A 23,779-nucleotide genomic window follows, 5' to 3' on the forward strand; every position below is an offset into this window, starting at 1 on the left:
ATGAAAAAACTCTTTGCGATGGTGTTTCAGCCGCTCGTCCCGCTCGTCGTCGGGATGCTGCTCATCGCGGGCGCGATCTGGATCGCCGGGCCGCTCGTGTCGTTCGCGGGCGCGTATCCGCTCGAACGGCGCGAGGCGCGCTTCATGGCGATCGGCTGCGTCGCGCTGCTGTTCGTGCTGAGGCGCATCTGGGTTGCGTGGAGCGCGCGGCGCACGCAGGCCGCGCTCGCCTCGGGACTCGCCGCGCCGCTTCCCATGCCGCGCGCCGCCGCCGCGCCCACGCCGGGCGAAGCCGAAGTCGCGACGCTCGCCAAACGCTTCGACGAGGCGCTCGCCGCGCTGCGCTCCGCACGCCTCGCGGCGTCGGGCAGAAAGCCGGGCTGGCGCGACTGGGTCACGCTGTCGGGCCGGCAATATCTGTATCAGTTGCCGTGGTACATGTTCATCGGCGCGCCGGGCGCGGGCAAGACGACCGCGCTGGTGCATTCCGGCCTGCGCTTTCCTCTGGCCGAGCGCTTTGGCACCGACAAGATCCGCGGCGTCGGCGGCACGCGCAACTGCGACTGGTGGTTCACCGACGACGCCGTGCTGATCGACACCGCCGGGCGCTATACGACCCACGAAAGCGACCGCGACACGGATCAGGCCGCGTGGCAGGGTTTTCTCGCGCTGCTGCGCAAGACGCGCCCGCGCCAGCCGATCAACGGCGTGCTCCTGACGCTCGCCGTGCCCGACCTGCTCGCCGCGACGCCCGCGCGCACCGAAGACATGGCGGCGACGCTGCGCGCGCGCCTGCACGAGCTGACGGAGGCGTTGCGCACGCGCTTTCCGGTCTACGTGCTGGTCACGAAGACGGACCTGCTCGCGGGCTTCACGGAGTTTTTCGCGGACATGTCGAAGGAAGAGCGCGCGCAGGTCTTCGGCTTCACCTTTCCCTACGATGCGAAGCGCCCGCTCGACGAAGCCGAGTTCGCCGCGCGCATCGACGCGGAACTCGATGCGCTCGAAGCGCGCCTCGTCGCCCGCCTGCCCGACCGGCTGAACGCCGAGCCCGGCCTCGCGCAGCGCGCCGCCATCGTGGGCTTCCCGCAGCAGTTCGCCGCGCTCAAGCCGCTTCTCGCCGAGACCTTGCGCGCGACCTTCATGCAGTCCCGCCACGACGACCTTCCGTTCGTGCGCGGCGTCTATTTCACGAGCGGCACGCAGGAAGGCGCGCCGATCGACCGCGTGATGGGCGCGCTCGCGCGCGCCTTCGGCATCGAGCGCGGCGTGCAGCCCGCGCGTGCGTCGGCGGGGCGCAGCTTCTTTCTGGAACGGCTGCTCACGCAGGTGGTGTTCGCGGAGCAGGGCTTGGCCGGGTCGAACCTGCAATGGTCGCGGCGCAGACATGTCTGGCGGCTCTCGGCGTATGCGGCGATCGCGGCGGCGGGCGCGTGCGTGCTCGCGCTGTGGGGCGTGAGCTATGTGCGCAACGAGACGTACGTTGCCAGCGTCGACCGGGCCGCGCATGCGGCGCGGCAGGTGGCCGCGGGCACGTCGGCGGCGGGCGCGAGCGTCGCCGCGCTGCTGCCGCTGCTCTCGGCGGTGCGCGATCTCGCCTCGACGCCGCAGGTCGATGCCGCGCATCCGCCGCTCGCGATGCAACTCGGCCTGTGGCAAGGCGCGAAACTCGACGCAGCCGCCCGCGGCGCGTACGAGCGCCTGCTCACCGATCTGTTTCTGCCGAAGCTCGCGGCGCGCATCGAGGAGCAGGCGCGCGGCGCGAACCCGGCCAATCCCGGCTACGCGTACGAGTCGCTCAAGGCTTATCTGATGATCAACCAGCCCGATCATCAGGATGCCGATGCACTCAAGACCTGGATCGTCAGCGACTGGGATCGCACGCTGCCGCGCGAAGTCGGCAATGCGGAGCGCGCCGCGCTCGCCGCGCATCTCGACACGCTCTTCGCACGCGGCGTCGTGCATCCGAATCTGCCGTTCGACGAGCGGCTCGTCGCGCATCTGCGTGGCATGCTCGCCACCAGCACGCTCGCGCAGCGCGTGTACGGGCGGGTGAAGCAGCAAGGCGTGGGCGCGGACTATCCGGAGTTCACCGTGGCGCGCGCGGGCGGGCCCAACGCGTCGCTCGTGTTCGTGCGATCGAGCGGCAAGCCGCTCACGAGCGGCGTGCCGGGCCTGTATTCGTTCGACGGCTATCACAAGGCGTTTCTTGCGGCCGTCGATCAGGTCTCGGCGCAGCTTGCCGCCGAAGAGCCGTGGGTGCTCGGCATCCGCGATCAGAGCAGCCTGCCGCGCGGCGATCCGGCCGCCATGCAGCGCCTCACCGAAGACGTCCGGCTGTTGTATCTGCAGGACTACGCGCGCACCTGGAGCGACTTCCTGAACGACGTCCGCATCGTGCGCTCGGACACGCTCGCGCAATCGGTGCAGATCGCGCGCATTCTGTCCGCGCCCGATTCGCCGCTCGCCATGCTCGTGAAGGCGGCGGCGCGCGAAACCACGCTCGCCGCGAAGCCTGCGACGGAGACGACCGTCGTCGACAAGGCGAGCGACAAGCTCACCGCCGCGCGCGAGCAACTGGAGAAGATCATTCGCGGGCCCGATCCCACGCGCATCGCGCCGGTCGCGCCGGGCACGCGTCTGGAAAGCATCGTCGATGACCGCTTCAGCGGGCTGCGCGCGCTGGTGACGAGCCCCGGCGCCGGCGAGCCCGCGCCCATCGCGCAGACGCTCGCGCTGCTCAACGACATCTACACGTATCTGAGCGCCACCGATCAGGCGTTGCAGCAGAAAACCGCGCCGCCGCCCTCGGATGCGCCCGCGAAGCTGCGCGCGCAGGCGCCGCGCCTGCCCGAGCCGATCCGCACCGCGCTCCTGGAACTCGGCAGCCAGGGCGCGGCGCAGACGCAGCAGGCGCGCCGCGTGAATCTCTCGGCGGATCTGAAGGAGTCGATCTCGGCGTTCTGCAAGCGGGCCGTGAGCGGGCGCTATCCGTTCAATCCGGAATCCGCGCGCGATGTGCCGCCGGAGGACTTCGGCGCGCTCTTCGCGCCCGGCGGCAAGTTCGACGATTTCTTTCAGAAGAACCTCGCGCCCGACGTCGATATCTCCGCGAAACCCTGGGCCTTCAAGAAGTCCGATTCGTCGGCGGCGCAGATCAGTTCGGCGGGGCTCGCGCAGTTCGAGCGCGCCGCGACGATCCGCAGCGTGCTCTTTCGCGCGGGCGGCAAGACGCCCGGCCTCGCCTTGCAGTTGAAGCCGCTCGACATGGACCCGACGATTCTGTCCTTCACGCTCGACATCGACGGGCAAGTGCTCACCTACGCGCACGGGCCGCAGATCGCCACCGCGATCCAGTGGCCGGGCACGCGCGGCTCGGGCCGCGTAAGCGTGCAACTGACGCCGCCGCCCGCGGGTGGCGCGGGCAATCTGGTCTTCGAAGGGCCGTGGGCGCTCTTTCGCATGTTCGACCGGCTGGACGTGCAGCCGACCGCGCAGCCCGAGCGTTTCATCGTGACTTTCGATGTCGAGGGCCGCAAGGCGCGCTTCGAAGTGACGGCGAATAGCGTCGAAAATCCGTTCCGGCTCGCGGATCTGCGCGCGTTTTCCTGCCCGGAACGCCTATGAGCGACGCCCCGGACGCAACGCTCAGCGGCGGCGATGCAGGGATCGCCGGCTGGTACGGCAAGCTGCCCTCGCTCGGCGATTTCGCCGCGCGAAGGCTGCCGGACGCCTTCGTCGCGCCATGGGACGCCTGGCTCGCGCGGCGGGTTGGCGAAACGCGGCGCGCGCTCGGCCCGGCCTGGCTCGACCTCTATCTCACCTGCCCGGTGTGGCGCTTTTTCGCGATGCCGGGCGCGATTGCGCCGACGCTCGCGTCGTGCTGGACCGGCGTGGTGATGGCGTCGGTGGACCGCGTCGGGCGGCATTTTCCCTTGACGGTCGCGGCCTCGCCGCCCTGTGCGCCAGCGACAGGCGCGGAAGTCGCCGCGCTGTGGCGATGGCTGTCGGCGATCGAGGGCGTGGCGCTTGCCGCGCTCGACTTCGATCACGGCATCGAGCGGCTGGACGCGCAACTCGCCGCGTTGCCGATGCCGATGCCCGCGCCGTCATGCGCCGACGCGCTCGACGAACCGTGCATCGTGCAGTCCGCCGATACGCTTGCCGATACGCTCGCGCACGCCTTCGCGCCGCTCTGGCAGGCGGGCGTGCGCGGCACGAGCCTGTGGACCTCGGCGCAGGCCCAGCGCGAAGCGTCCGACGCGTCCGCCTTCACCGTCTGGCCGGTGCGCGGCTTGCCGGACACCGCGCTATTCACCGCGCTGCTGCGAGGCTGTGGATCATGAACGCGCCACGCGGGCTTCCAGACAACGACGACAAGACCGTGATCGTGAGCGGCGCGCCGGGCGCGTCTGCATCGTTCGTCACGCACAACGTCCTGCCCGCGGGCACGCGGCTCGGCGAGTTCGAGATCGTCGGGCTGATCGGCGAAGGCGGCTTCGGCATCGTCTATCTGGCCTTCGATACCTCGCTCGACCGCCACGTCGCGCTCAAGGAATACATGCCTTCGGCGCTCGCGGCGCGTATCGGCGCGACGCAGGTGCAGGTCAAATCCGCGCGCTACGAGACCATGTTCCGCGCGGGACTCAAGAGCTTCATCAACGACGAAGCCCGGCTGCTCGCGCGCTTCGATCATCAGTCGCTCGTGAAGGTGTACCGCTTCTGGGAAGCCAACGGCACCGCCTACATGGTGATGCCGTACTACAAGGGCGTGACGCTCAGGGACGCGCTCAAGGCCATGCCAAGGCCGCCCGACGAAGCCTGGCTGCGCGCGCTGCTCACACCGCTCGTCGATGCGCTCGCCGTGCTGCATGCGGCGAACTGCTTTCACCGCGATATCGCGCCGGACAACATCATCCTGCTGGAAGACGGCCATCGGCCCGTGCTGCTCGATTTCGGCGCGGCGCGGCGCGTGATCGGCGACATGACGCAGGCGCTCACCGTCATCCTCAAACCGGGCTACGCGCCGATCGAACAGTACGCCGAAGTGCCGTCGCTCAGACAGGGGCCGTGGACGGATCATTACGCGCTCGCCGCCCTCGTCTATTTCGCGATCACCGGCAAGACGCCGCCGCCCTCCGTCGGTCGGATGGTGAAGGACAGCTATCAGCCGCTCGCGAAGCTCGCGGCGGGGCGCTACTCGGAGCGCTTTCTGAAGGCGATCGATCACGCCCTCGCGGTGCAGCCCGCGCATCGGCCGCAAACGGATCAGGCGTTCGCCGCCGAACTCGGCATCTCGCTCGACGATGCGTCCGCCGGCCGGACGGCGCGCGGCGACATGGGCGGCGCGGCAGCGCTCGCGCGGCGGCGCATCGGCTGGACGCTCGCCGCGGCGTGCGGGCTCGCCGCGGCGGCCGCACTCGGCTTCTTCGCGCCGAAGCTGCTGCCGCGCGCGCCCGTTTCCGCCGATGCCGGTCACGCGGCGAGCGCGCCGGCTCCGATCGCGAGCCCTCCCGCCGCCGCCATAAGCGCACCCAGCGCACCCAGCGCGCCTCAACCGCCCGCGCTGCCGCCCTACTCGCCCGCCGACGAGTTCGCGCGCATCGTATCCCTCGCGGACCCGTCCTTCGCCGTGAAGGCGGAGGTGCCGCTCGCGCGCGCCGTCGCCGGTCATGACCGGCTGCGCTTTACCCTCACGAGCAATCGCGACGGCTATGTGTACGTGTTCGCCGTTGATCCGGCGAATCAGTATGTGCAGCTCTTTCCGAACGAGCTCGACCGCGACAACCGCATCGGCGCGAACAAGCGCCTCGTGCTGCCGCGCCCGAGCTGGCCGATGGAAGCGGGCGAGCCCGCCGGCGCGAATCATTTCCTCGCGATCGTGTCGAGCGCGCCGCGCGACTTCTCCGCGCTCGCCCTGACGCACGACTCCGCGTTCGCGAGCCTGTCGCCCGACGCGCAGAACGCGGCGGCGGCAGCGCGCACGCTCACCGCGTCGCCGTTCGCGGGCGTGCCGTCGTGTGGCAGCGCCGCGCCGTCCTGCCCGGTCGCGTATGGCGCGGCGGCCTTCAAAATCGATGTCGTCCGTTCGTCTAGGTAGCGGCTATCGACAGGCTTTGCGGCCGGACGAGGACATCATGGCATCACGAGCATGCGGCAATTCCCTTGCAGTCGCGGTTTCTCTGGCGCGCGCCGAACCCGTCACGCGCGCCGCGCTCGCGCTGTCCGCCGCGCTGCTCGCGGGTGCGCTCGCCAGCTGCGCGGCTTCGCCGCCGGGCGCGCCGCAGACCGCAGCCGCGCGCGCCGTCATGCCGCCCGGCGGCGAAGCGGCCGATGCGCCGTCCATCGTGAGCGCGGCGGGATCGGGACCGGAGCCGGGCATCGTCAGTCCGCTGCCCGCGAGTCCGTCCGCGTCGCTTGGGGGAACCGCGGCGGCTTTCGCCACGAAGAACGCGCTCTATTCGCCCGTGCCCTTTTCCAGCGTGCCGGGCTGGGCGAGCGATGACGTCGCGCAATCCTGGGATGCGTTCCGGCGCGGCTGCTCGGTGCTGGGCGGCAAGCCCGCGTGGGCGGCGTCGTGCGCGGCGGCGCGCGGTATCGACGCGAACGACGGGCGAGCCGTGCGCCGTTTCTTCGAGGACAACTTCACCGTCTACCAGATCCGCAACGTCGACAAAAGCGCGCGCGGCGTGCTCACCGGTTACTACGAGCCGGTTCTGCGCGGCAACCGCAAGTACGGCGCGCCCTACGTCTATCCGGTCTATGGCACGCCGCGCGACATGCTGTTCCTCGATGTGCGCCGTCTGCCGCCGAACGCGCGCAGCGAGCCGGTCATGGCGCGCATCGAAGGGCGCACGGTGACGCCGCTCGCGACGCTTTCCACCGGTAATGCGAAAGGCGTGTACGCGCTCGCGCTCGGCAACAGCGTGCCCGATATCCGCGACAAGAAGCTGCGGCTGCGTCTCGAAGGCAATCGGATCGTGCCGTATTACTCGCGCGCGCAGATCGAGCGCGGGCGCATCGACGCGCCGGTGCTCGCGTATGTCGCCGACCCGGCGATGCTCTATGCGATGCAGTTGCAGGGCGCGGGCAAGATCGTGCTGCCCGATGGCGTGAGCGTCATCCGGCTGGCCTATGCCGAGCAGAACGGCTTCGCGTTCAATCCGCCCGTCGCCAGCGCATCGGGCAAGGGCCGCAAGGTGCTCGTGCGCGGCGTGGAACTCGATCTGGACGAAGGCGGTGCGAGCACGCAGTCCGTGTCAGCCGACAGCGACACGCCGCAGTCTTCGCTCCTGCGCGGCGTGGGCGATGCAAGTTCGGCCGACGCGCCGCCCGAGTCGCCTCTGCTGCGCGGCTTCAATCTCGCGCCAGGCGCGACGCCCGGCGTGCGGCCGGCGCGCGTGAGCACATCGGCGGCGGCGAGTCCGCCAAGGCCCGTCACGCCCGTCACGTCCGCGCCGCCCGTCACGCCCGCAACACCGCTGGCCAGCGCGCCGCCGCTTACCGCCGCCTTTGCCGCTTCAGACCCGAGCTACGTGTTCTTCCGGACCATCCCCGATTCGCCCGCCGGGCCGATCGGCGCGCTGGGCGTGCCACTGTCGCCGGAACGCTCCGCCGCCGTCGATCCGCGCACGACGCCGCTCGGCGCGCCGGTGTTCATCAACGCGAGCGATGGCGCGGCGAATGGCTCGCCGTTCACGCGTCTTTTGATGGCGCAGGACGCGGGCGGCGCGATTCGCGGCGCCGTGCGCGCCGACTATTTCTTCGGCACCGGCGAGCAGGCGCAACAAAGGGCCAGCCGCGTGAAGCAGCCGACGCAAATGTGGGTGCTGCTGCCCAAAGGCCTGCGCATCTCGGCGAAGGAATCGGGCGTGCGCGTGCGCGGCGGGCCGTCGATGCCGAGCGCGGATTGCGTCGTGAGCGACCCGGAACTGTGCGTGGACGATGCGCAGTAAATGCGGTGCGCCGCCCGTCACGGAGAAAGTATGAATACACGATCCATGAGCGCGCCGAACGTGCTCGTCTGCCTGCCGACGCATCACGACGACGTGCACATCAACTTCGCCTTCTCGCTGATGGAGACGGCGCGCGCGCTCAGCGACGCGGGCTGCGGTTTCCAGACGATGCACGTCGGCTCGTCGCATGTCATTCGCGCGCGCAACTTCTTCGCGAGCTACTTCGTCGCGCATGCCGAGTTTTCGCATCTGCTCTTTCTCGACACGGACATGCAGTTTCCGCCGCAAGCGGTGATCAAGCTGCTCGCTGCCGGGAAGTGCGTGGCCGGCGTCGCGTATCCGTACCGGCGCATGAATCTGGACAAGCGCATCGGCGATTCGGATCAGGGGCTCACGCTGCGCGAATGGCTCGAAAAACATGCCGACTATACGGTGCGCCTCAAGACCTCCGGCGATGGCCGCGCGAGCGTGACGGACGGCCTCGTGGAAGCGGAGCACGTCGGCACCGGCATTTTTCTCGCGCGGCGCGATGCGTTCGAGGCCGCGAAGCCGTTCGCGCAATGCTACGAGCCGCCCGAGCAATACCGCGACGCGCTGCCCGATGCGCGCTTCTACGGCTTTTTCGACAGCATCGAAGAAGAAGGCCGCTATCTCTCCGAAGACCTGTCCTTCTGCCGGCGCGTACGTCTCGGCGGCGCATCGGTGTGGGCGCTGGTCGATCAGACGGTCGTGCACTACGGCGCGTCGGAAGTGGCCGGGCAATATCTGCGCGCGTTGCGCATGCGTGCCAGCGTCTGATGCTCGGGGTTAAAGCTCAGGATCAGGCGAGCGCGGCGCGCAGATAGTCCGCCGCGCGGCGCGATTGCATCTCCATGAAACCCGCGTGCGCGAGCCGTTCGCGTTCGTCTAAGGATGCGACGAGCGCGGCGGCGCGTTCGGGCAGCGCGTCGTAATCGGCGAAGGCGATCGCGTGCGCAAGCGGCGCTTCATCGTTCGCATTCGCACAGCGCTCGCTCAGGACCGCGCATCCGTTCGCGAGCAGATATGAAACCCGCACCATCTCGAACACGCCATCCGCGCGGCCATGCACGTTGAACAGCAACTTCGCGCGCGCGATGAGCCGGTCGCGGGCGCGGCCGTACACGCCGAACGCGGCGACGATGCCGATGCCCGCGGCATGCATGCGCTCGATCACCCGCGCGCGCCGCGGGCACAGCGAGCCGATGAACAGCACGTCGATATCGCGCGGCTCGGCGAAACGGATGCGCGTGAGTTCCGGCACGTATCCGACCGGCACTACGCGCTCGACGCGCACGCCCAGCGCCGCGAAGGCGCGCGCGTTGGCGGCGTCGTAGTCCCACACGGCATGACGGCGTAGGAGCGCGAGGAATGGCGGCGTGATCCACGGCGAACCCGCGTGGACCTGTTCGAGGTTGTAGAGAATCGCATCGGGCGCGAGCGTCAACGAATAGTGCGGCAGCAGATTCGAGCCGAGCACGATGTGACGCCGCCCGTCGAGCCATCCTTCGCGCGTCATCACGCTGTCGTGGCCAAGCGCGAGCAGCGCGTAATGCAGCGACTCGGCCACTTCATGGAAAGCGGCGGAATGCACGTAGCCCGGCGGCGAAACCACGGTGACGGCGAATTTCATCGGATCGATCGATGCACGTGAAGCGCTAGGCCGTCAAGGCGCCGCCGGGTATCGACAGGCGGTCGAAGGCGGGCTGAGCGACTTCAAAGTGAAAGCACTTTTCGTCCTTGAACTCGCCGGCATGGGTGAAACCCAGTTCGACGGAATGGCCCAGCCGGAGGATCGGAAACGCCATGAAGCTGCGGCACGCTTCCAGAAACGCCTTCGCCTGAGCGGGCTCCATGCTATTGCGCCTGCCCGGCCCGGTGGTCGGGCCGCTGTAGTGAGCGACGTCGAATACTTCGACGAACGGGCTGCGCCCCAGATGCCGCGAGATCGACTGCGGTCCGCCATGAACGCCCTCGATGGCGCGGATCAGATACGCAATGGCGACGCGCTCGCCCGCATGGTTCGCATGCAACGCCCGCGCATGCGCGATGATCTTCGCGACCGCGTGATTCTTGTACGACGCTTCCTTGCCTTCCACCACATGCTTCTGAAAGAAGATTCGCGCCTGATCGTATACGGCGCGCTCGGCGCTTGTCACGTACACCGAAGGCAGATGCGCGCGCTGCGCCAGCGTCTGGAGCAACGCGCGCGAATAGGACGAGATCGGCACGCCGAGAATGCGAACGGGATCGGCAAGGCTACCGACGTGATGATGGGCTGAAATGGCAGCATGGTTCATGGCGCGTTGAGCCTCGATGTCGTGACGCGTTCCGCTCTTTTGCATAGACGAGCGGCGAGGGCGCGCTTTGAACGGTCCTCACCGCTTGTCGCGCGGCCATCTTGCAATCCGTGGAAACGCTATTCGATGCGAACACGCCGGTCGAACCTTATGCCGGACCCCGCGCGAACTGTCTGGACTACGATTGAAGTTTTCGCCCCGCCTCACTTCACGCCGCGAACGCCAGCCATTCGGCCTGCAACGCCGGACGTCCCAGTACGAGATCGCTCGCGCGCTCGGCGAGCATGATCGTCGCCGCGTTGATGTTCGCGCTCGGCACGGACGGCATGACCGACGCATCGATCACGCGCAGCCGTTCGACGCCTCTCACCTTCAGATCGGAATCGACGACGGCGGTCCGGTCGTCCTTCGCGCCCATTCTGCATGTTCCGCAAGGATGATACGCGCTGGAAGCATCCGCTCGAATGAATCGATCGAGCGCGCTGCTGTCGCTCACGTCTTCGCCGGGCATGTCCTCGCGATGATGAAAGCGCCGGAACGCGGGCTGTCGGGAGAACAGCAGGCCGAGCCGCACCGCCTCACGCATCACGCGCCAGTCTTCCTCTGTGTCCATGTAATTCGGGTCGATCAGAAGCGGGTCGTCCACATCGGCGGACTTCAGGCGCACGTGTCCGCGGCTCGTCGGGCGCATTGGACCGACGCCGATGCGATAACCATTCGTCCGACGCGTGGGAATCCAGTTCTTGTCGAAGAACACGGGGAAAAAATGAAACTGAATATCCGGATGCGCTATCTCCACACCGCTTTTGAGAAACGCGCCGACGTGACACTGATTCACCGACGCCACGCCGGACTTGCATGCGAACCATTGAACGCCCGCAAGAAGCATTTTGTGAAGCCGAAGCTCCTGATTGAGCGAGACCGGCTCCTTCGTTTCGATCTGGATATGACATTCCAGATGATCCTGCAGATTCAGGCCGACGCCCGGCAAATCGACTCTCGGCTGCACGCCCTTCTCTTTCAGATGCCCGCCCGGTCCGATGCCGGATAACATCAGCAGTTGCGGCGAGCCGAACACGCCCGCGCATAGCAGCGTTTCTTTTCTGGCGATGACGTTGACCGTCGAGCCGCCGCGCAGCACCTCGAATCCCGTCGCCGTGTTGCCGTCGAAATTGATGCGCCTGAGCGCACTCTGCGTCCAGACGGTCAGGTTTCCATCTTCCTTGCGCGAATGAAGATAACCGTATGACGCGCTATTGCGGATTCCGCGATCGACGCTCATTTCGAAGCGCGACACGCCTTCCTGACGATAACCGTTCACATCGTCGGTAAGCGGATAGCCCGCTTCCACACCGGCGTCGAGAAACGCCTGATTGAGCGGGCATAGCGTCTCCTGACGCTGCGCATGAATGAATCCTTCCGCGCCTCGATACGCGCCGCCCACGTCGCTTCGCTCGATTCGGCGAAAGTAAGGCAGGCAGTTCTTCCATCCCCAGCCCTGTGCGCCTTCGCGTTCCCAGCGGTCGTAATCGAGCGGATGTCCGCGCAGCCACGTCATGCCGTTGATGGACGACGATCCGCCGAGCACGCGGCCGCGCGGCTGCTGAATGCGCCGGTTGTCGAGATTGCTTTGCGGTTCGGTTTGAAACCAGTAGTTGTAGCGCGAGCTCGGTTTGAAGATGGACCGCAGGCCGGCCGGCATGCGAATGACCCAAGCGTTATCGCGCGGGCCGGCTTCGATCAACAGCACGCGATTGCCCGCATCGGCGAGCCGGCGGGCCAGCACGCAACCCGCCGACCCCGCGCCGCCTATCACATAGTCGAACTCCACGGCATCGTTCATGCTCAGTTCTCCGACGACGCATCGCCATGATCGTGATACGTATAGCGCGTTTCGACCGGCGCCGAAATCGCCCATTGCGCCTGCGCGCCTTCGCCTATCGATACGAGATCGCCCGCCTCGATCGAAAGCGCTGCGCCGTGCGAAAACGTCAGATGCGCACGGCCGCGAACCACATAGAACGTCGCGCCTGGCACATAGCAATGCTGAAACTCGCGGCTGTCGCAATGCCAGGTTTCCCAGCGTGCGGTCATTCGTTCGATATCGGAAGGCGCGGGTTCTTTGGAGATGATCGGAGTGGATTGCGCAAATGTCATGACAGAAGATCTCAGTGCGAATGATTAAAGACGCTGGCTCAACGCATCCATTGCTGAACCAGTGGACGATTGGCATCGACCCACGCCTTCGCGCCTTTCTCCGGCGTCGAGACACCTTGCTTGATGATCTCCGACATCAGACTGCCGAGCGAGTCGTCGTCCATCTTCCATTGCTGCAGCCACCGTTCGACATCGGGATGCTTCTGCTTGAATGCCTGCGTCTCGATGCCGTAAATCGAATCCGTCGCGCCGTAAGCGGCCTTGGGGTCGCGCAGATATTTGAGCTTGTATTTGGACCAGATCCAGTGCGGCTTCCACAAGGTCACGACAATGGGCTCCTTGCGCTGAATCGCGCGTTCGAGCGACAAGACCATCGCCGACTCGGACGATGACTGAACGTCGTAATCGAGCCCATACGCGGTCTTCGCTTTCTCCGTCAATTGCATGAGACTGCTGCCCGAATCGATGCCGACGATCTTCGGGCGTCCGCTCGGAGCAAAGAGGTTCTTGTTCGCGTTCAACTGATCGATACTGTCGATCGCAACGTAGTCGGGCACGACGAGGCCGAGATTCGCCTCCTTGAACCAGGGCCCGATTCGCACGACGCTATCCTTGACCTTGTCGAACGCGGGCTTGTCCCCCGAGGGCAGCCACACTTCGAAGGTCACGTCGATCTTTCCCTGCGCGACGCTGTTGTAGAGCAATGCCTTGTCCGCGTTTTGCAGCCGGACCTGATAACCCTTCTCGCCGAGAAGAATCTTCCACATGTTCGCAACGGCGATGTTCTCCGCCCAGTTGTTCACGCCAATGGTGAGCGACTTGTCGTCCGCACGCGCCGATACGGCCGAAAGCAGCAGCGCAACGGGCAAAAGAAACTTGAGCAATCGAAGAAACCTGATCATTTTCGACACGTCCATTTCGGGGAAAAATAGTTGGATTGCACTCACTCATTCATCTGGCTATTTCAGCAAGGCCTCTTCGAAAGGAAACTGCGAAAGCAACCGCGTACCCGTCTCCGTCACGAGAAGCTGCTGCTCCAGCTTCACGCCCTCTTGCCCGCCCTCTTCGCCGATATAACTCTCCACGCATAGCGTCATGCCCGGCTGGATTTCACCGTCGTATCCCGACGCGCCGAAGTCCGCGTGGTGGTAGAGATACGGATACTCGCCCGTCATGCCGCAGCCATGCGCCGACAGGTAATAGCGGTTCGCGTGATACTTCTGCGGAATGTTCCAGGCCTTGTCGCTGTATTCCCTGAACGTCATGCCCGGACGAATCACGTCGATGTTGTGATGCACCTGCTCATGCGCGAGCTTGTAGAGCGTGCGCTGGTTCGCGTTCGGCTTGTCCGGTCCCGCATGAAAGGTGCGTGAGAAGTCCGAGTAATAGCCGTGGCAACCGACCACATCGGTATCGAGCGCGATCAGCCGGTTTGCTTCGATCACATGGCTCGACGTTTCCTGAAACCACGGATTGGTACGCTGACCGGCGCTGAGCAGGCGCGTTTCCACGTAGTCGCCGTCCTGCGCAATCACCGATTGATGCAGGACCGACCACAACTCGTTCTCCGTCATGCCGGGCCGGATCGCATCGCGCAGTTTGCCGACGGCAATCTCGGTCGCGCGCAGCGAAGCGACGACGCACTTGAGTTCTTCGGCCGACTTGATGGCGCGCGCCATTTCGATCGGCTCCTGCGCATCGACCAGACGCACGCCGTGGCCGGCCAAAGCGATCGCGGTGCCGGCATTCATGCGCTCGATGCCGACCGTGGCATTTGGTCCGGCGAGTTCCGTCAGCGTTGCGGCCATTTCGGCCGCCCATGCCCGTTCCCGCCGCGCGATCTCCGGCCCCGCCGCGACGAAGCTCGCCGTGGACGAGGGCCGCACTTCATCGATGGTTTCCAGCCCGGCGGCCAGATGCTCGCAACCGGTGAACTCGAAGAGAATGGTCCGGCGTTCCGTCACGATGAGATATCGCGACGGCGTATTGCGCGCGCAAAAAATCTGCATGTTGCGCGCGCCGGTCGCATAGCGGATGTTCACCGGGTCGCTGACGATCAGCGCGGCAATGCCGCGTGTGCGCATCTCGGCGCGCACGCGAGCGAGGCGGTATGCGCGCACTGCTCGAAGATCGATTTCCAGGCCGGCCGATGCCTGATCGAGCGTTTGAACATCCGAGAGATCGCGGCGTTCGCGATGCCAGTCCAGCGTCGACATGAAGGCTTTCCTATGGGGATCAAATCACTATGAGTTATGTGTGCGTTTCACGGACCGCTCTGGAATTCGCCGCCGGAACTCGCTTATAGAGGACTTTACGAGACACATATTTCGCTGTACACAGATGAAATCTCATCTTTTTCGATAACCCACGGTTATGAAAAGCCTGCGCCACCGACTCCCGCCGATGACCGGTCTGATGTTTTTCGAGGCGGCGGCTCGAACGCTGAATTTCACCCGCGCCGCCGAGGAACTGCACGTCTCGCAAGCGGCGGTCAGCAAGCAGATCCGGCAACTGGAGGAAGGTCTGGGCTTTGCCCTTTTCGAACGGGTGGGACGACGCGTGCAGTTGTCGCCTCGCGGCGCGCAGCTACACGGCAAGGTCAGCGCGGCCTTCAACTATCTCGCCGATGCCGTGGATGAAGTGAGCGTGAAGCGGAGCAACGCCGTGGTCACGCTGGCAGGGAACACGGCGATCTCGCATTTCTGGCTGAACGAAGTCATGAACGACTTCCGCGACCGCAACCCGAGCTTCGCGGCGAGCATTCGCACGATCACGTCCGATCACACCGCCGATCTTTTTCATGACAGCGTGGATCTCGCCGTCGTGTATGCGGCGGGCCGGCGGATCGACTGGACGGGACGGATGCTGTTCGAGGAGGAGATATTTCCGGTGGCGAGTCCGGCTTACATCGCGAGTCATCCGCTGAGCGGCGACGGCCCGGAAGCCTTGCTGACCCAGACGCTGCTGGAATATGAACGGCTCGAACCGAACTGGATCAACTGGTCCGCGTGGTTCGCAGCGGTGGGCATCGATCCGCGGCGCGTGAAGGCGACCGAGTACGGCAACAACTACATCGTGCTGGTCGATGCCGCCATCCGCGGGCGCGGCGTCACGCTCGGCACGCGCTATCTGCTCGACGGCGAGATTCGCAGCGGAAGACTGGCCCGGCTCTCTTCGCTGAGCGTGCGCCCCGGCCGCGGATACTTCCTGATGCGCAATACGCAGCGTCCCATTCGGGCCGAAGTCGAACAGCTATATGACTGGATCGCGGGTTATGAGTTGATTTCGCCTTAGCTTCTGATAATTCGTCGTTTAGCGCCGGCGCGTTCGTTGCAGATAATCGTCGCTTTGACGAACCACGCACAAGCGCCATGCCCTTCGATCGCACTGCTCCCCTGCCCTCCGATGCCGTCGTCGGCCCCGCGTGGGGCTCTGGTCCCACGGAACACTACGCCGCGCTGGCCGCGCGGTTCCGGCCGCTGTTCGCGCGCATCCGCGCACAAAGCGTGACGCGCGAACTCGATCGCCGTCTGCCCGTCGAAGAAATCGCATGGCTGCGCGATGCGGGCTTCACATCGTTGCGCGTGCCTCGCGAGCATGGCGGCGAAGGCATCAGGCTCGTCGAATTGTTCGAACTCCTGATCGAATTATCGGAAGCGGATTCCAACATCACGCAGGCCCTGCGCGCCCATTTCGGCTTTACCGAGCATGCGCTGGACAGCCCCGCGGAACGCCGCGAGCGCTGGCTCTCGCGGCTCGGCAAGGGCGCGATCGTCGGCGCGGCGTGGTCCGAGACCGGCGAAGCGCGCCAGAGCCAGTTCGCGACGCGTCTCACGCGCAGCGCGGGCGGCTGGCATCTGAACGGCGCGAAGTTCTATACGACGGGCTCGCTCTTCGCCGACTGGATTCACGTCGGCGCAACGGACGCGGACGATGCGGCGGTATCCGTCACGGTCGATCGTCGTACGGACGGCGTGGAGGTGATCGACGACTGGGACGGCATGGGCCAGCGACTCACCGCCAGCGGCACGAGCCGCTTCAACCACGTGAAGGTCGATGAGCGCGAGATCGTCGCGGGCCGCGCGCCGTTTCCGTACTCGGAAGCGTTCTATCAGCTCGTGCATCTGGCGACGCTCGCGGGCATCGGCCGCGCGGTGGCGAACGATGCGGCCGCCGCGGTCGCCGCGCGCACGCGCAGCTACAGCCACGCGTCGAGCACGCGCGCCGCGGACGATCCGCAGCTGCTCCAGGTGGTCGGCCGCGCCCGCGCGCACGCCTGGACGGCCGGCGCGATCGTCGCACAGGCGGCGCGCGCGCTGGAACGCGCGGCGGCCTCGTTCGACCAGCCCGACGCGCTCGCCGTCATCGCGGAAACCGAAATCGAAATCTGGCAGGCGCAGACGGTCGCGTCGCAACTCGTTCTCGATGCGAGCGCGAACGTGTTCGACGCGCTCGGCGCCTCCGCGACGCTGCGCACCGCCGGGCTCGACCGCTACTGGCGCAACGCGCGCACCATCGCGTCGCATAACCCGCGCATCTACAAGGACCGCATCGTCGGCGATTTCGCCGTGAACGGCACGCTGCCGCCGGGGCAATGGCGCATCGGCGTGGCCTGACTTTTCCTCGTTCGCCTCAGGCCCTTCCATGAGCAAGAAGCACATCATTCTGAACGCGTTCAACATGAACTGCGTCGGCCATATCAATCATGGCCTCTGGACCCATCCGCGCGATCGTTCGACGGACTACCGCAAGCTCTCGTACTGGACCGGTCTCGCGAAGCTGCTCGAACGCGGCCTGTTCGACGGGCTGTTCATCGCGGACATCGTCGGCGTGTACGACATCTATGGGCAATCGGTCGATGTCACGCTGAAGGAGTCGGTGCAATTGCCGGTCAACGACCCGATGATGCTCGTCTCCGCGATGGCCGCCGCGACGCAGAACCTCGGCTTCGGCATCACGGTGAATCTCACGTATGAAGCGCCCTATCTGCTCGCGCGGCGTTTCTCGACGCTCGATCATCTGACCGAAGGCCGCATCGGCTGGAACATCGTGACGGGTTATCTCGACAGCGCCGCGCGCGCGATGGGAGCTACCGGGATGAGCGCGCACGACGAGCGCTACGACCGCGCCGACGAATATCTCGACGTGCTCTACAAGCTGTGGGAAGGAAGCTGGCAGGACGACGCGGTGTTGCGCGACCGCGAAGCGCGCGTGTTCGCCGATCCTGCGAAAGTCCGCAAGCTGCATCATCACGGCCGCTATTACGACGTCGAAGGCTATCACCTGTGCGAGCCGTCGCCGCAGCGCACGCCGGTGCTCTTTCAGGCGGGATCGTCGGGGCGCGGCCAGGCCTTTGCCGTGCGTCACGCCGAATGCGTGTTCGTGTCGAGCCAGAGCAAGGAAGGCACGCGCAAGCTGGTCGACGCGCTGCGCGCGCAAGCCGTCGCAGCCGGGCGCGATGCGGGCGATCTGAAGATCATCATGGGCATCACCGTGATCGTGGGCCGCACGCAGCGCGAGGCCGAAGAGAAGTTCGCCGAGTACGCGCGCCATGCCAGCCCCGAAGCGGGCCTCGCGCACTTCGCGGCGGGCAGCGGCATCGACTATTCGACCTATGCGCTGGACGACGAAATCGCGCCGCCCGGCGGCCACAAGGGGCGCGGCATCGAATCGTCGGTGCAGCGCGTGACCGACGGCAAGCGCGGCGTCACCGTGCGGCATCTGCTCGAACAGATGCAGCTGGGCGGACGCTACACGACCCTCGTCGGCGATCCGGGTCAGGTGGCCGATGCGCTGCAATCCTGGGTCGATGAAGCCGGCATCGACGGCTTCAATCTCACGCGCACGGTGACGCCGGAAAGCTACGAGGATTTCATCGATCTCGTCATTCCCGAACTGCAGTCGCGCGGCATCTACAAGACGGCGTATGCGGAGGGCACGCTGCGCGAAAAGCTCTTCGGCGGCGGCGCGCGGCTCGGCGCGAGCCACACGGCCGCGGGGTTCCGCGATCTGTCCGGGCAGCCGATATGAGCGCCGCGACGCCGCTGCTGCACATCGACCGGTTGAGCGTGTCCTTCGGCGGGCATGCGGCGGTTCGGCCTTTCGATCTGACGATGGCCCGCGGCGAGATCGTCGCGCTCGTCGGCGAATCCGGCAGCGGCAAATCCACCATCGCCCTTGCGACGATGGGCCTCCTGCCCCGCCAGGCGCATGTGCAGGGCGCAATCCGCTTCGAGGGCCAGCCGCTTTTCGGGCGAAGCGAACGCGACTGGAGCGCGCTGCGGGGCAATCGCATCAGCATGATCTTTCAGGAGCCGATGACCTCGCTGAACCCGCTTCAGCCCATCGGCAAACAGGTCGCCGAAGCGCTGACGCTGCATCGGCCGATGTCCGCGCAGGCCGCGCGCAAGGAAGCGCTCGACCTGCTCGAACTCGTGCGGCTGCCCGAGCCGGGACGCCGCTTCGCGCACTATCCGCATCAGCTATCGGGCGGGCAGCGCCAGCGCGTGATGATCGCCATCGCGGTCGCCTGCCGGCCCGGCCTCCTGATCGCCGACGAGCCGACCACCGCGCTCGACGTCACCATCCAGGCGCAGATTCTGGGCCTCATCGACAGCCTGCGGCGCGAACTGTCGATGGCCGTGCTGCTCATCACGCACGATCTCGGCGTGGTCGGGCGCTGGGCGGATCGCGTGGTCGTCATGAAGGACGGCGCGAAAGTCGAGGAAGCGCCGGGCGCGCAACTCTTCGCGCAGCCATCGCAGCCCTACACGCGCGCGCTGCTCGGCGCGTCGCTGAACTTCGGCGCGGGGCTGCATTACCGCGACGCGCGGCTCACGGACGCGCCGCGCACGCCGCCGCGCCCTGCCGCCGCCACGCACGCCCGCGTGCTGCTGGAGGCCCGCGACGTGCGCGTCGACTATCACGGCGTGCGCGCCGTGGACGGCGTGAGCTTCGCGATTCGCGCGGGCGAAACCGTGGGTCTCGTCGGCGAATCCGGATGCGGCAAGTCCTCGCTTTCGCGCGCGTTGACGCGGCTCGTCGAGCCCACGGGCGGCAGCATCGTGTTCGACGGCGAAGACGTCGCGCATCGCGCAAGGCGCGCGTTGCGGCCGTATCGAAGGCGCGTGCAGATGATCTTTCAGGACCCGTACGGCTCGCTCAATCCGCGTCATACGGTCGAACGCACGCTCGGTCATGCGCTCGCCATTCACGGCGTCTCGAACCGGCGCGAACGGCACGAGCGGATTCGCCGCATCGTCGATGCGGTCGGGCTGCCGCAAGCCGCGCTGCGGCGCTATCCGCACGAGTTCTCCGGCGGGCAGCGGCAACGCATCGGCATCGCGCGGGCGCTGGTGCTCAGGCCGGAACTCGTCATCTGCGACGAGCCCGTGTCCGCGCTCGATGTCTCCATTCAGGCGCAGATTCTCGACCTGCTCGCGGATCTCAAGCACGAGCTCGGCCTCGCGCTGCTGTTCATCTCGCACGACCTGTCGGTGGTCCGCTATATCGCCGATCGCGTGCTCGTGATGCAGGCCGGACGCATCGTCGAAAGCGGCGATCACGCCTCCATCTGGACCGCGCCGCAACACGACTACACGCGCGCATTGATCGACGCGGTGCCGTCATCGTCATTCAACACAAGGAAAATTGATCGTGACTTACAAGAGCAAGCCACAGCCGACTTCAACCTCGCCACTTCTGTTCCGCGATGATCCGCTGGGCGCGGCGGTTGCCGATCTGAAACGGCGCAGACTGCTCAAGGGCGCGGGCGCGCTGCTCGCGGGCGCGGCGACGCCGTTCGTGTTCAGCGGCAACGCATGGGCCGCGACCGAGGCGACGCCGGTCACGCTGAACGGCGCGAAACGCGGCGGCACGCTCACGGCGGTGATCCATCCGGAACCGCCGACGCTGGCGTTCTTCGTCAACTCCGCGACGATGATCGGCGCAGTGGCGAGCAAGGTATTCGATGGCCTCGTCGAGTACGGTCCCGACCTGAAGCCCCGCCCGCAGCTCGCCGAAAGCTGGAACGTCTCGCAAGACGGCCTCGCGTGGACCTTCAGGCTGCGGCGCAATGCGCTGTGGCACGACGGCCAGCCCTTCACCTCCGCCGACGTCAAGTTCTCCGCTGAGGAAGTGTGGCTCAAGATCAGTCCGGCATCGCGCCGCGTGCTTCAATACCTGACGAAGATCGATACGCCGGACGCGCATACGGTCGTGCTGCATCTGTCGAAATCGACGCCCGCGACCTTTGGCATTCTCGATTCGCTCGGCACGCCGATCCTGCCGAAGCATCTCTACGAGAACACGGACATCCGCAACAATCCGTACAACAACAAGCCGGTCGGCACGGGTCCGTTCAAGTTCACCGAATGGGCGCGCGGCGACCGTATCGTGCTGGACCGTTTCGATAAATACTGGGCGCCCGGCCAGCCCTATCTCGACCGCATCACATGGAAGATCACGCCGGACGTCTCGGGCCGCGCCACCGCGCTCGAAACCGGCGCGGCGCAATACGGCGAGCGCAATCCGGTGACGTTCGCGGATGCGGACCGGCTCGCGAAGCTGCCGAATCTCGTCGTCTCGCGCGAAGGCTATAACGGCTATGCGGCGTGGCTCTGGCTCGAACCCAATCTGCGCGATCCGATCCTCGGCAAGCTCGAAGTGCGTCAGGCCATCGCGCACGCGATCAACCGCGACGTGCTGGTCAAGACCGTCTGGGGCGGCTACGCGGTGCCCGCGACGGGGCCGGAATCGTCGCTCGTCAAGGCGTTCTACACGCCGGATACGCAACAGTATCCGTACGATCCGAAGCGCGCGGAAGCATTGCTCGACCAGGCGGGCTTCCCGAAGAAGGCGGACGGCTGGCGCTTCAAAATCGATCACGATTTCATTCCCTATGGCGACGACTACCGCCGCACCGGCGAATTCGTGCGTCAGGCGCTGCGCCGCGTGGGCATCGACGTGAATCTGCGCGGGCAAGACCTGCCGACGTGGATCAAGAACGTCTTCACCGACTACAACTTCCAGCTCATCAGCAGCTGGGGCACGGACGGGCTCGATCCGCAGATCGGCATCGAGCAGCATTACTGGTCGAAGGCGGCCTCCAACGGCACGCCGTGGTTCAACGCATCCGGCTACGCGAGCCCCGAAATGGACCGCGTGATCGAAGCGGCGCAGACGGAAACCGACCCGGCCAGGCGGCGCGAGCTGTACGCGCAGTTGCAGAAGATCGCGCAACGCGACCTGTCGCTCATCAATCTGTTCGAGTTCCGCTGGTTCGGCGTCTGGGCGAAGAACCTGCGCAACGTCACCGACACCGCCAGCCATTCGCGCGCCAACTTCGCGCGCGTCTGGTTCGACCAGGCGTGACCGTCATGCGGATCACATCGGCGCTCGCGGGGCGCAGGATCGCGCATAGGCTCATTCAGCTCGTGCTCGTGCTCGTTGGCACCACCGTGCTCAACTTCGTGCTGCTCAAGCTGATGCCCGGCGATCTCGTCGATGTCATCGCGAGCGAGAGCGGCAACGTGTCGCCGCAATACGTGGCGCAGTTGCGCGCGGCTTACGGGCTGGATCAGGGCGTCGCGTGGCAACTGCTGCACTACGTCGAACACGCGCTGCGGCTCGATCTCGGCTTTTCGTTCCGCTTCGGCGAACCGGTCGCGACGCTGATTCTCGCGCGCCTGCCCGCCACGCTCGCGCTGATCGGCACGGCGCTCGCCGTCTCCGTGAGCCTCGGGCTTCTGCTCGGCGTGCTTGCCGCGCGCAGGCCGCATGGTTTCGTCGATACGCTCGTGTCTACGCTCGCGACCATCGGCTATTCCGCGCCCATGTTCTGGACCGCGCTGATGCTGATCGTGGTCTTCGGCGTGCATCTCGAATGGCTGCCGATAGGCGGTATCGCCGACACCAACGTCGCGCATCGCGGCGCAGCGCGCCTCTTCGATCATCTGCGCCATCTCGTGCTGCCCGCCGCGACTCTCGTGCTGTACTACGTCGCCATCTTCGCGCGGCTCGCGCGGGCCTCGATGATCGAAACGCTGCAGGAAGACTTCATCCGCACCGCGCGCGCGAAAGGCGGCCGGCCGTGGTACGTGACGACGCATCACGCGCTGCGCCACGCGGTGCTGCCCGTGCTCACGATGCTCGGCCTGCAGGGCAGCGCGCTGATCGGCGGCTCGGTGATCGTCGAGACGGTGTTCGGCTGGCCGGGGCTCGGGCAACTGTCGTTCGAGGCCATCAAGAGCCGCGACGTCAATCTGCTCGTCGGCGTGCTGCTGCTCTCGGCCATGCTGGTGGTCCTGCTCAATCTGATCGTCGATCTGCTTTACGGCATCGTCGATCCCCGCACGAGGTCGAGACAATGAAGCTGCTCCGCTTCCTGCTTCATTTCCTGCGCCAGCCGTCCGCGCTCGCCGGCGTGATCCTGCTCGCGCTGGCGCTCGCCGCGGCGCTGTCGGCCAACTGGCTCTTTCCCGGCGATCCGCTCGACATGGTCGCCGCGCCCTATCAATGGCCCGGCGCCGATGGCGCGTACCCGCTCGGCACCGACCTGATGGGGCGCGACCTGCTCGCCGGACTGTTCCACGGCGCGCGCGTCTCGCTGTACGTGGGCGCGACGGTCGCGGTCATCGCGCTCGTGCTCGGCGTGCTGATCGGCGGCATCGCGGGCTACTTCGGCGGCCTCATCGACCAGACCTTGATGGCGATCACCGAGTTCTTCCAGACGGTGCCGCCGTTTCTGCTCGCCATCATTCTCGTCGCGATTCTCACGCCTTCTCTTTCGACGATCGTGTTCGCGCTCGGCGTGACCGCGTGGCCCGGCATTGCGCGGCTCACGCGCGGCGAATTCATCGTGCTGCGCGAGCGCGAGTTCGTGCGCGCGAGCGTGGCGCTCGGCGCGAGCAATGCGCATCTGATCTTCATCGAAATCCTGCCGAATGCGCTGACGCCGATCCTCGTTTCGACCGCGCTGCTCGTCGCCAACGCGATTCTGTCCGAAGCGGCGCTGTCGTTCCTCGGGCTGGGCGATCCGAACGTGGTGAGCTGGGGCTCGATGGTCGGCACCGGGCGCGAAGCGCTGCGCACCGCGTGGTACATGATCGCGGTGCCCGGCTCGGCGATCGCCCTCACGGTGCTGGCGCTCAATCTGCTGAGCGATGCGTTGCATGCGGCGTTCAATCCGCGCCTCTCGAGACATCGACGCGCCGATGCGGCTTCGCGGCCCGTAGCGCTCGAAGGATCGCGGCCTTGAGCGCCGCGCCTTGCCGCGCTCGACGCGATGGCCCGCAATGGGCGAAACTGCTTCATACCGCGCAACGCGCAAGGCACCCACACCGACAGGAG

The 23,779-nt window shown here is 66.4% G+C and carries 18 protein-coding genes; 12 read left to right on the forward strand and 6 right to left on the reverse strand.

Going from position 1 to position 23,779, the window contains the following annotated elements:
• The 5 genes from tssM to AWB70_RS09015 are packed head-to-tail and all read left to right on the forward strand — an operon-like array spanning position 1 to position 8,753.
• Entirely contained in the window at positions 1-3,627 is a 3,627-nt protein-coding gene (gene tssM / locus AWB70_RS08995; RefSeq protein ID WP_053572010.1) for a type VI secretion system membrane subunit TssM, read from the forward strand.
• Positions 3,624-4,346, forward strand: a complete 723-nt coding sequence (tagF, locus tag AWB70_RS09000) for a type VI secretion system-associated protein TagF (protein ID WP_053572009.1) — start codon at positions 3,624-3,626, stop codon at positions 4,344-4,346. The genes tssM and tagF overlap by 4 nt, the downstream gene beginning before the upstream one ends.
• Complete coding sequence (locus AWB70_RS09005) at positions 4,343-6,100, forward strand: serine/threonine protein kinase (protein ID WP_053572008.1); 1,758 nt, start codon at positions 4,343-4,345, stop codon at positions 6,098-6,100. Before tagF ends, AWB70_RS09005 begins: the two co-directional genes overlap by 4 nt.
• Positions 6,101-6,137: 37 nt before the next feature.
• Positions 6,138-7,955, forward strand: a complete 1,818-nt coding sequence (locus tag AWB70_RS09010; protein ID WP_235024180.1) for an MltA domain-containing protein — start codon at positions 6,138-6,140, stop codon at positions 7,953-7,955.
• A 30-nt stretch (positions 7,956-7,985) separates the two neighbouring features.
• On the forward strand, positions 7,986-8,753 hold the full coding sequence (locus tag AWB70_RS09015) for a glycosyltransferase family 2 protein (protein ID WP_075644321.1): 768 nt from the start codon (positions 7,986-7,988) through the stop codon (positions 8,751-8,753).
• Between the two features lie 22 nt (positions 8,754-8,775).
• Here the strand turns inward: AWB70_RS09015 and AWB70_RS09020 are convergent, their stop codons facing one another.
• From AWB70_RS09020 to AWB70_RS09045, 6 genes are all read right to left on the reverse strand, one after another.
• Positions 8,776-9,606 carry a CgeB family protein gene (locus AWB70_RS09020; protein WP_053572006.1) on the reverse strand — a complete coding sequence of 277 codons (831 nt, stop codon included), beginning with the start codon at positions 9,604-9,606 and terminating at the stop codon, positions 8,776-8,778.
• A 25-nt stretch (positions 9,607-9,631) separates the two neighbouring features.
• Positions 9,632-10,273 (reverse strand): hypothetical protein, encoded by a 642-nt coding sequence (locus AWB70_RS09025; protein WP_235024181.1) that lies wholly within the window; start codon positions 10,271-10,273, stop codon positions 9,632-9,634.
• 208 nt (positions 10,274-10,481) lie between these two features.
• Positions 10,482-12,116 (reverse strand): choline dehydrogenase, encoded by a 1,635-nt coding sequence (locus AWB70_RS09030; protein ID WP_053572004.1) that lies wholly within the window; start codon positions 12,114-12,116, stop codon positions 10,482-10,484.
• A gap of 2 nt (positions 12,117-12,118) precedes the next feature.
• Positions 12,119-12,367, reverse strand: a complete 249-nt coding sequence (locus AWB70_RS09035) for a cupin domain-containing protein (protein WP_235024182.1) — start codon at positions 12,365-12,367, stop codon at positions 12,119-12,121.
• Positions 12,368-12,468: 101 nt separating this feature from the next.
• Positions 12,469-13,332, reverse strand: a complete 864-nt coding sequence (locus tag AWB70_RS09040) for a glycine betaine ABC transporter substrate-binding protein (RefSeq protein ID WP_053572154.1) — start codon at positions 13,330-13,332, stop codon at positions 12,469-12,471.
• Positions 13,333-13,389: 57 nt separating this feature from the next.
• Positions 13,390-14,646 (reverse strand): M24 family metallopeptidase, encoded by a 1,257-nt coding sequence (locus AWB70_RS09045; RefSeq protein WP_053572002.1) that lies wholly within the window; start codon positions 14,644-14,646, stop codon positions 13,390-13,392.
• A gap of 187 nt (positions 14,647-14,833) precedes the next feature.
• Between AWB70_RS09045 and AWB70_RS09050 the strand changes: the two genes are divergently transcribed.
• The 7 genes from AWB70_RS09050 to AWB70_RS09080 all read left to right on the forward strand — a co-directional run bounded on the left by AWB70_RS09050 (position 14,834) and on the right by AWB70_RS09080 (position 23,687).
• Positions 14,834-15,724 carry a LysR substrate-binding domain-containing protein gene (locus AWB70_RS09050; RefSeq protein WP_235024183.1) on the forward strand — a complete coding sequence of 297 codons (891 nt, stop codon included), beginning with the start codon at positions 14,834-14,836 and terminating at the stop codon, positions 15,722-15,724.
• 77 nt (positions 15,725-15,801) lie between these two features.
• On the forward strand, positions 15,802-17,046 hold the full coding sequence (locus tag AWB70_RS09055) for an acyl-CoA dehydrogenase family protein (RefSeq protein ID WP_053572000.1): 1,245 nt from the start codon (positions 15,802-15,804) through the stop codon (positions 17,044-17,046).
• Between the two features lie 28 nt (positions 17,047-17,074).
• Positions 17,075-18,460: an LLM class flavin-dependent oxidoreductase gene (locus AWB70_RS09060; protein WP_053571999.1), complete on the forward strand. Its 1,386-nt coding sequence runs from the start codon at positions 17,075-17,077 to the stop codon at positions 18,458-18,460.
• A complete protein-coding gene (locus tag AWB70_RS09065; RefSeq protein WP_053571998.1) occupies positions 18,457-20,145 on the forward strand; it encodes an ABC transporter ATP-binding protein in 1,689 nt (562 codons plus the stop codon). The genes AWB70_RS09060 and AWB70_RS09065 overlap by 4 nt, the downstream gene beginning before the upstream one ends.
• Positions 20,087-21,802: an ABC transporter substrate-binding protein gene (locus AWB70_RS09070; protein WP_053571997.1), complete on the forward strand. Its 1,716-nt coding sequence runs from the start codon at positions 20,087-20,089 to the stop codon at positions 21,800-21,802. Before AWB70_RS09065 ends, AWB70_RS09070 begins: the two co-directional genes overlap by 59 nt.
• A 5-nt stretch (positions 21,803-21,807) precedes the next feature.
• A complete protein-coding gene (locus AWB70_RS09075) occupies positions 21,808-22,800 on the forward strand; it encodes an ABC transporter permease (protein ID WP_053571996.1) in 993 nt (330 codons plus the stop codon).
• On the forward strand, positions 22,797-23,687 hold the full coding sequence (locus tag AWB70_RS09080; protein ID WP_053571995.1) for an ABC transporter permease: 891 nt from the start codon (positions 22,797-22,799) through the stop codon (positions 23,685-23,687). The genes AWB70_RS09075 and AWB70_RS09080 overlap by 4 nt, the downstream gene beginning before the upstream one ends.
• Positions 23,688-23,779 lie beyond the last annotated feature (92 nt).

The sequence above is a fragment of the Caballeronia cordobensis genome (assembly GCF_001544575.2).
Classification (GTDB): Bacteria; Pseudomonadota; Gammaproteobacteria; order Burkholderiales; family Burkholderiaceae; genus Caballeronia; species Caballeronia cordobensis.

Excerpts from the sequence above, each read along its gene's own strand:
- AWB70_RS09040 (WP_053572154.1), bottom strand. The coding sequence starts at position 13,332 with ATGATCAGGTTTCTTCGATTGCTCAAGTTTCTTTTGCCCGTTGCGCTG.
- AWB70_RS09050 (WP_235024183.1), top strand. The coding sequence starts at position 14,834 with ATGACCGGTCTGATGTTTTTCGAGGCGGCGGCTCGAACGCTGAATTTC.
- AWB70_RS09015 (WP_075644321.1), top strand. The coding sequence starts at position 7,986 with ATGAATACACGATCCATGAGCGCGCCGAACGTGCTCGTCTGCCTGCCG.
- AWB70_RS09020 (WP_053572006.1), bottom strand. The coding sequence starts at position 9,606 with ATGAAATTCGCCGTCACCGTGGTTTCGCCGCCGGGCTACGTGCATTCC.
- tagF (WP_053572009.1), top strand. The coding sequence starts at position 3,624 with ATGAGCGACGCCCCGGACGCAACGCTCAGCGGCGGCGATGCAGGGATC.
- AWB70_RS09080 (WP_053571995.1), top strand. The coding sequence starts at position 22,797 with ATGAAGCTGCTCCGCTTCCTGCTTCATTTCCTGCGCCAGCCGTCCGCG.
- tssM (WP_053572010.1), top strand. The coding sequence starts at position 1 with ATGAAAAAACTCTTTGCGATGGTGTTTCAGCCGCTCGTCCCGCTCGTC.
- AWB70_RS09055 (WP_053572000.1), top strand. The coding sequence starts at position 15,802 with ATGCCCTTCGATCGCACTGCTCCCCTGCCCTCCGATGCCGTCGTCGGC.
- AWB70_RS09025 (WP_235024181.1), bottom strand. The coding sequence starts at position 10,273 with ATGAACCATGCTGCCATTTCAGCCCATCATCACGTCGGTAGCCTTGCC.
- AWB70_RS09065 (WP_053571998.1), top strand. The coding sequence starts at position 18,457 with ATGAGCGCCGCGACGCCGCTGCTGCACATCGACCGGTTGAGCGTGTCC.
- AWB70_RS09060 (WP_053571999.1), top strand. The coding sequence starts at position 17,075 with ATGAGCAAGAAGCACATCATTCTGAACGCGTTCAACATGAACTGCGTC.
- AWB70_RS09035 (WP_235024182.1), bottom strand. The coding sequence starts at position 12,367 with ATGACCGCACGCTGGGAAACCTGGCATTGCGACAGCCGCGAGTTTCAG.
- AWB70_RS09010 (WP_235024180.1), top strand. The coding sequence starts at position 6,138 with ATGGCATCACGAGCATGCGGCAATTCCCTTGCAGTCGCGGTTTCTCTG.
- AWB70_RS09075 (WP_053571996.1), top strand. The coding sequence starts at position 21,808 with ATGCGGATCACATCGGCGCTCGCGGGGCGCAGGATCGCGCATAGGCTC.
- AWB70_RS09005 (WP_053572008.1), top strand. The coding sequence starts at position 4,343 with ATGAACGCGCCACGCGGGCTTCCAGACAACGACGACAAGACCGTGATC.
- AWB70_RS09030 (WP_053572004.1), bottom strand. The coding sequence starts at position 12,116 with ATGAACGATGCCGTGGAGTTCGACTATGTGATAGGCGGCGCGGGGTCG.
- AWB70_RS09045 (WP_053572002.1), bottom strand. The coding sequence starts at position 14,646 with ATGTCGACGCTGGACTGGCATCGCGAACGCCGCGATCTCTCGGATGTT.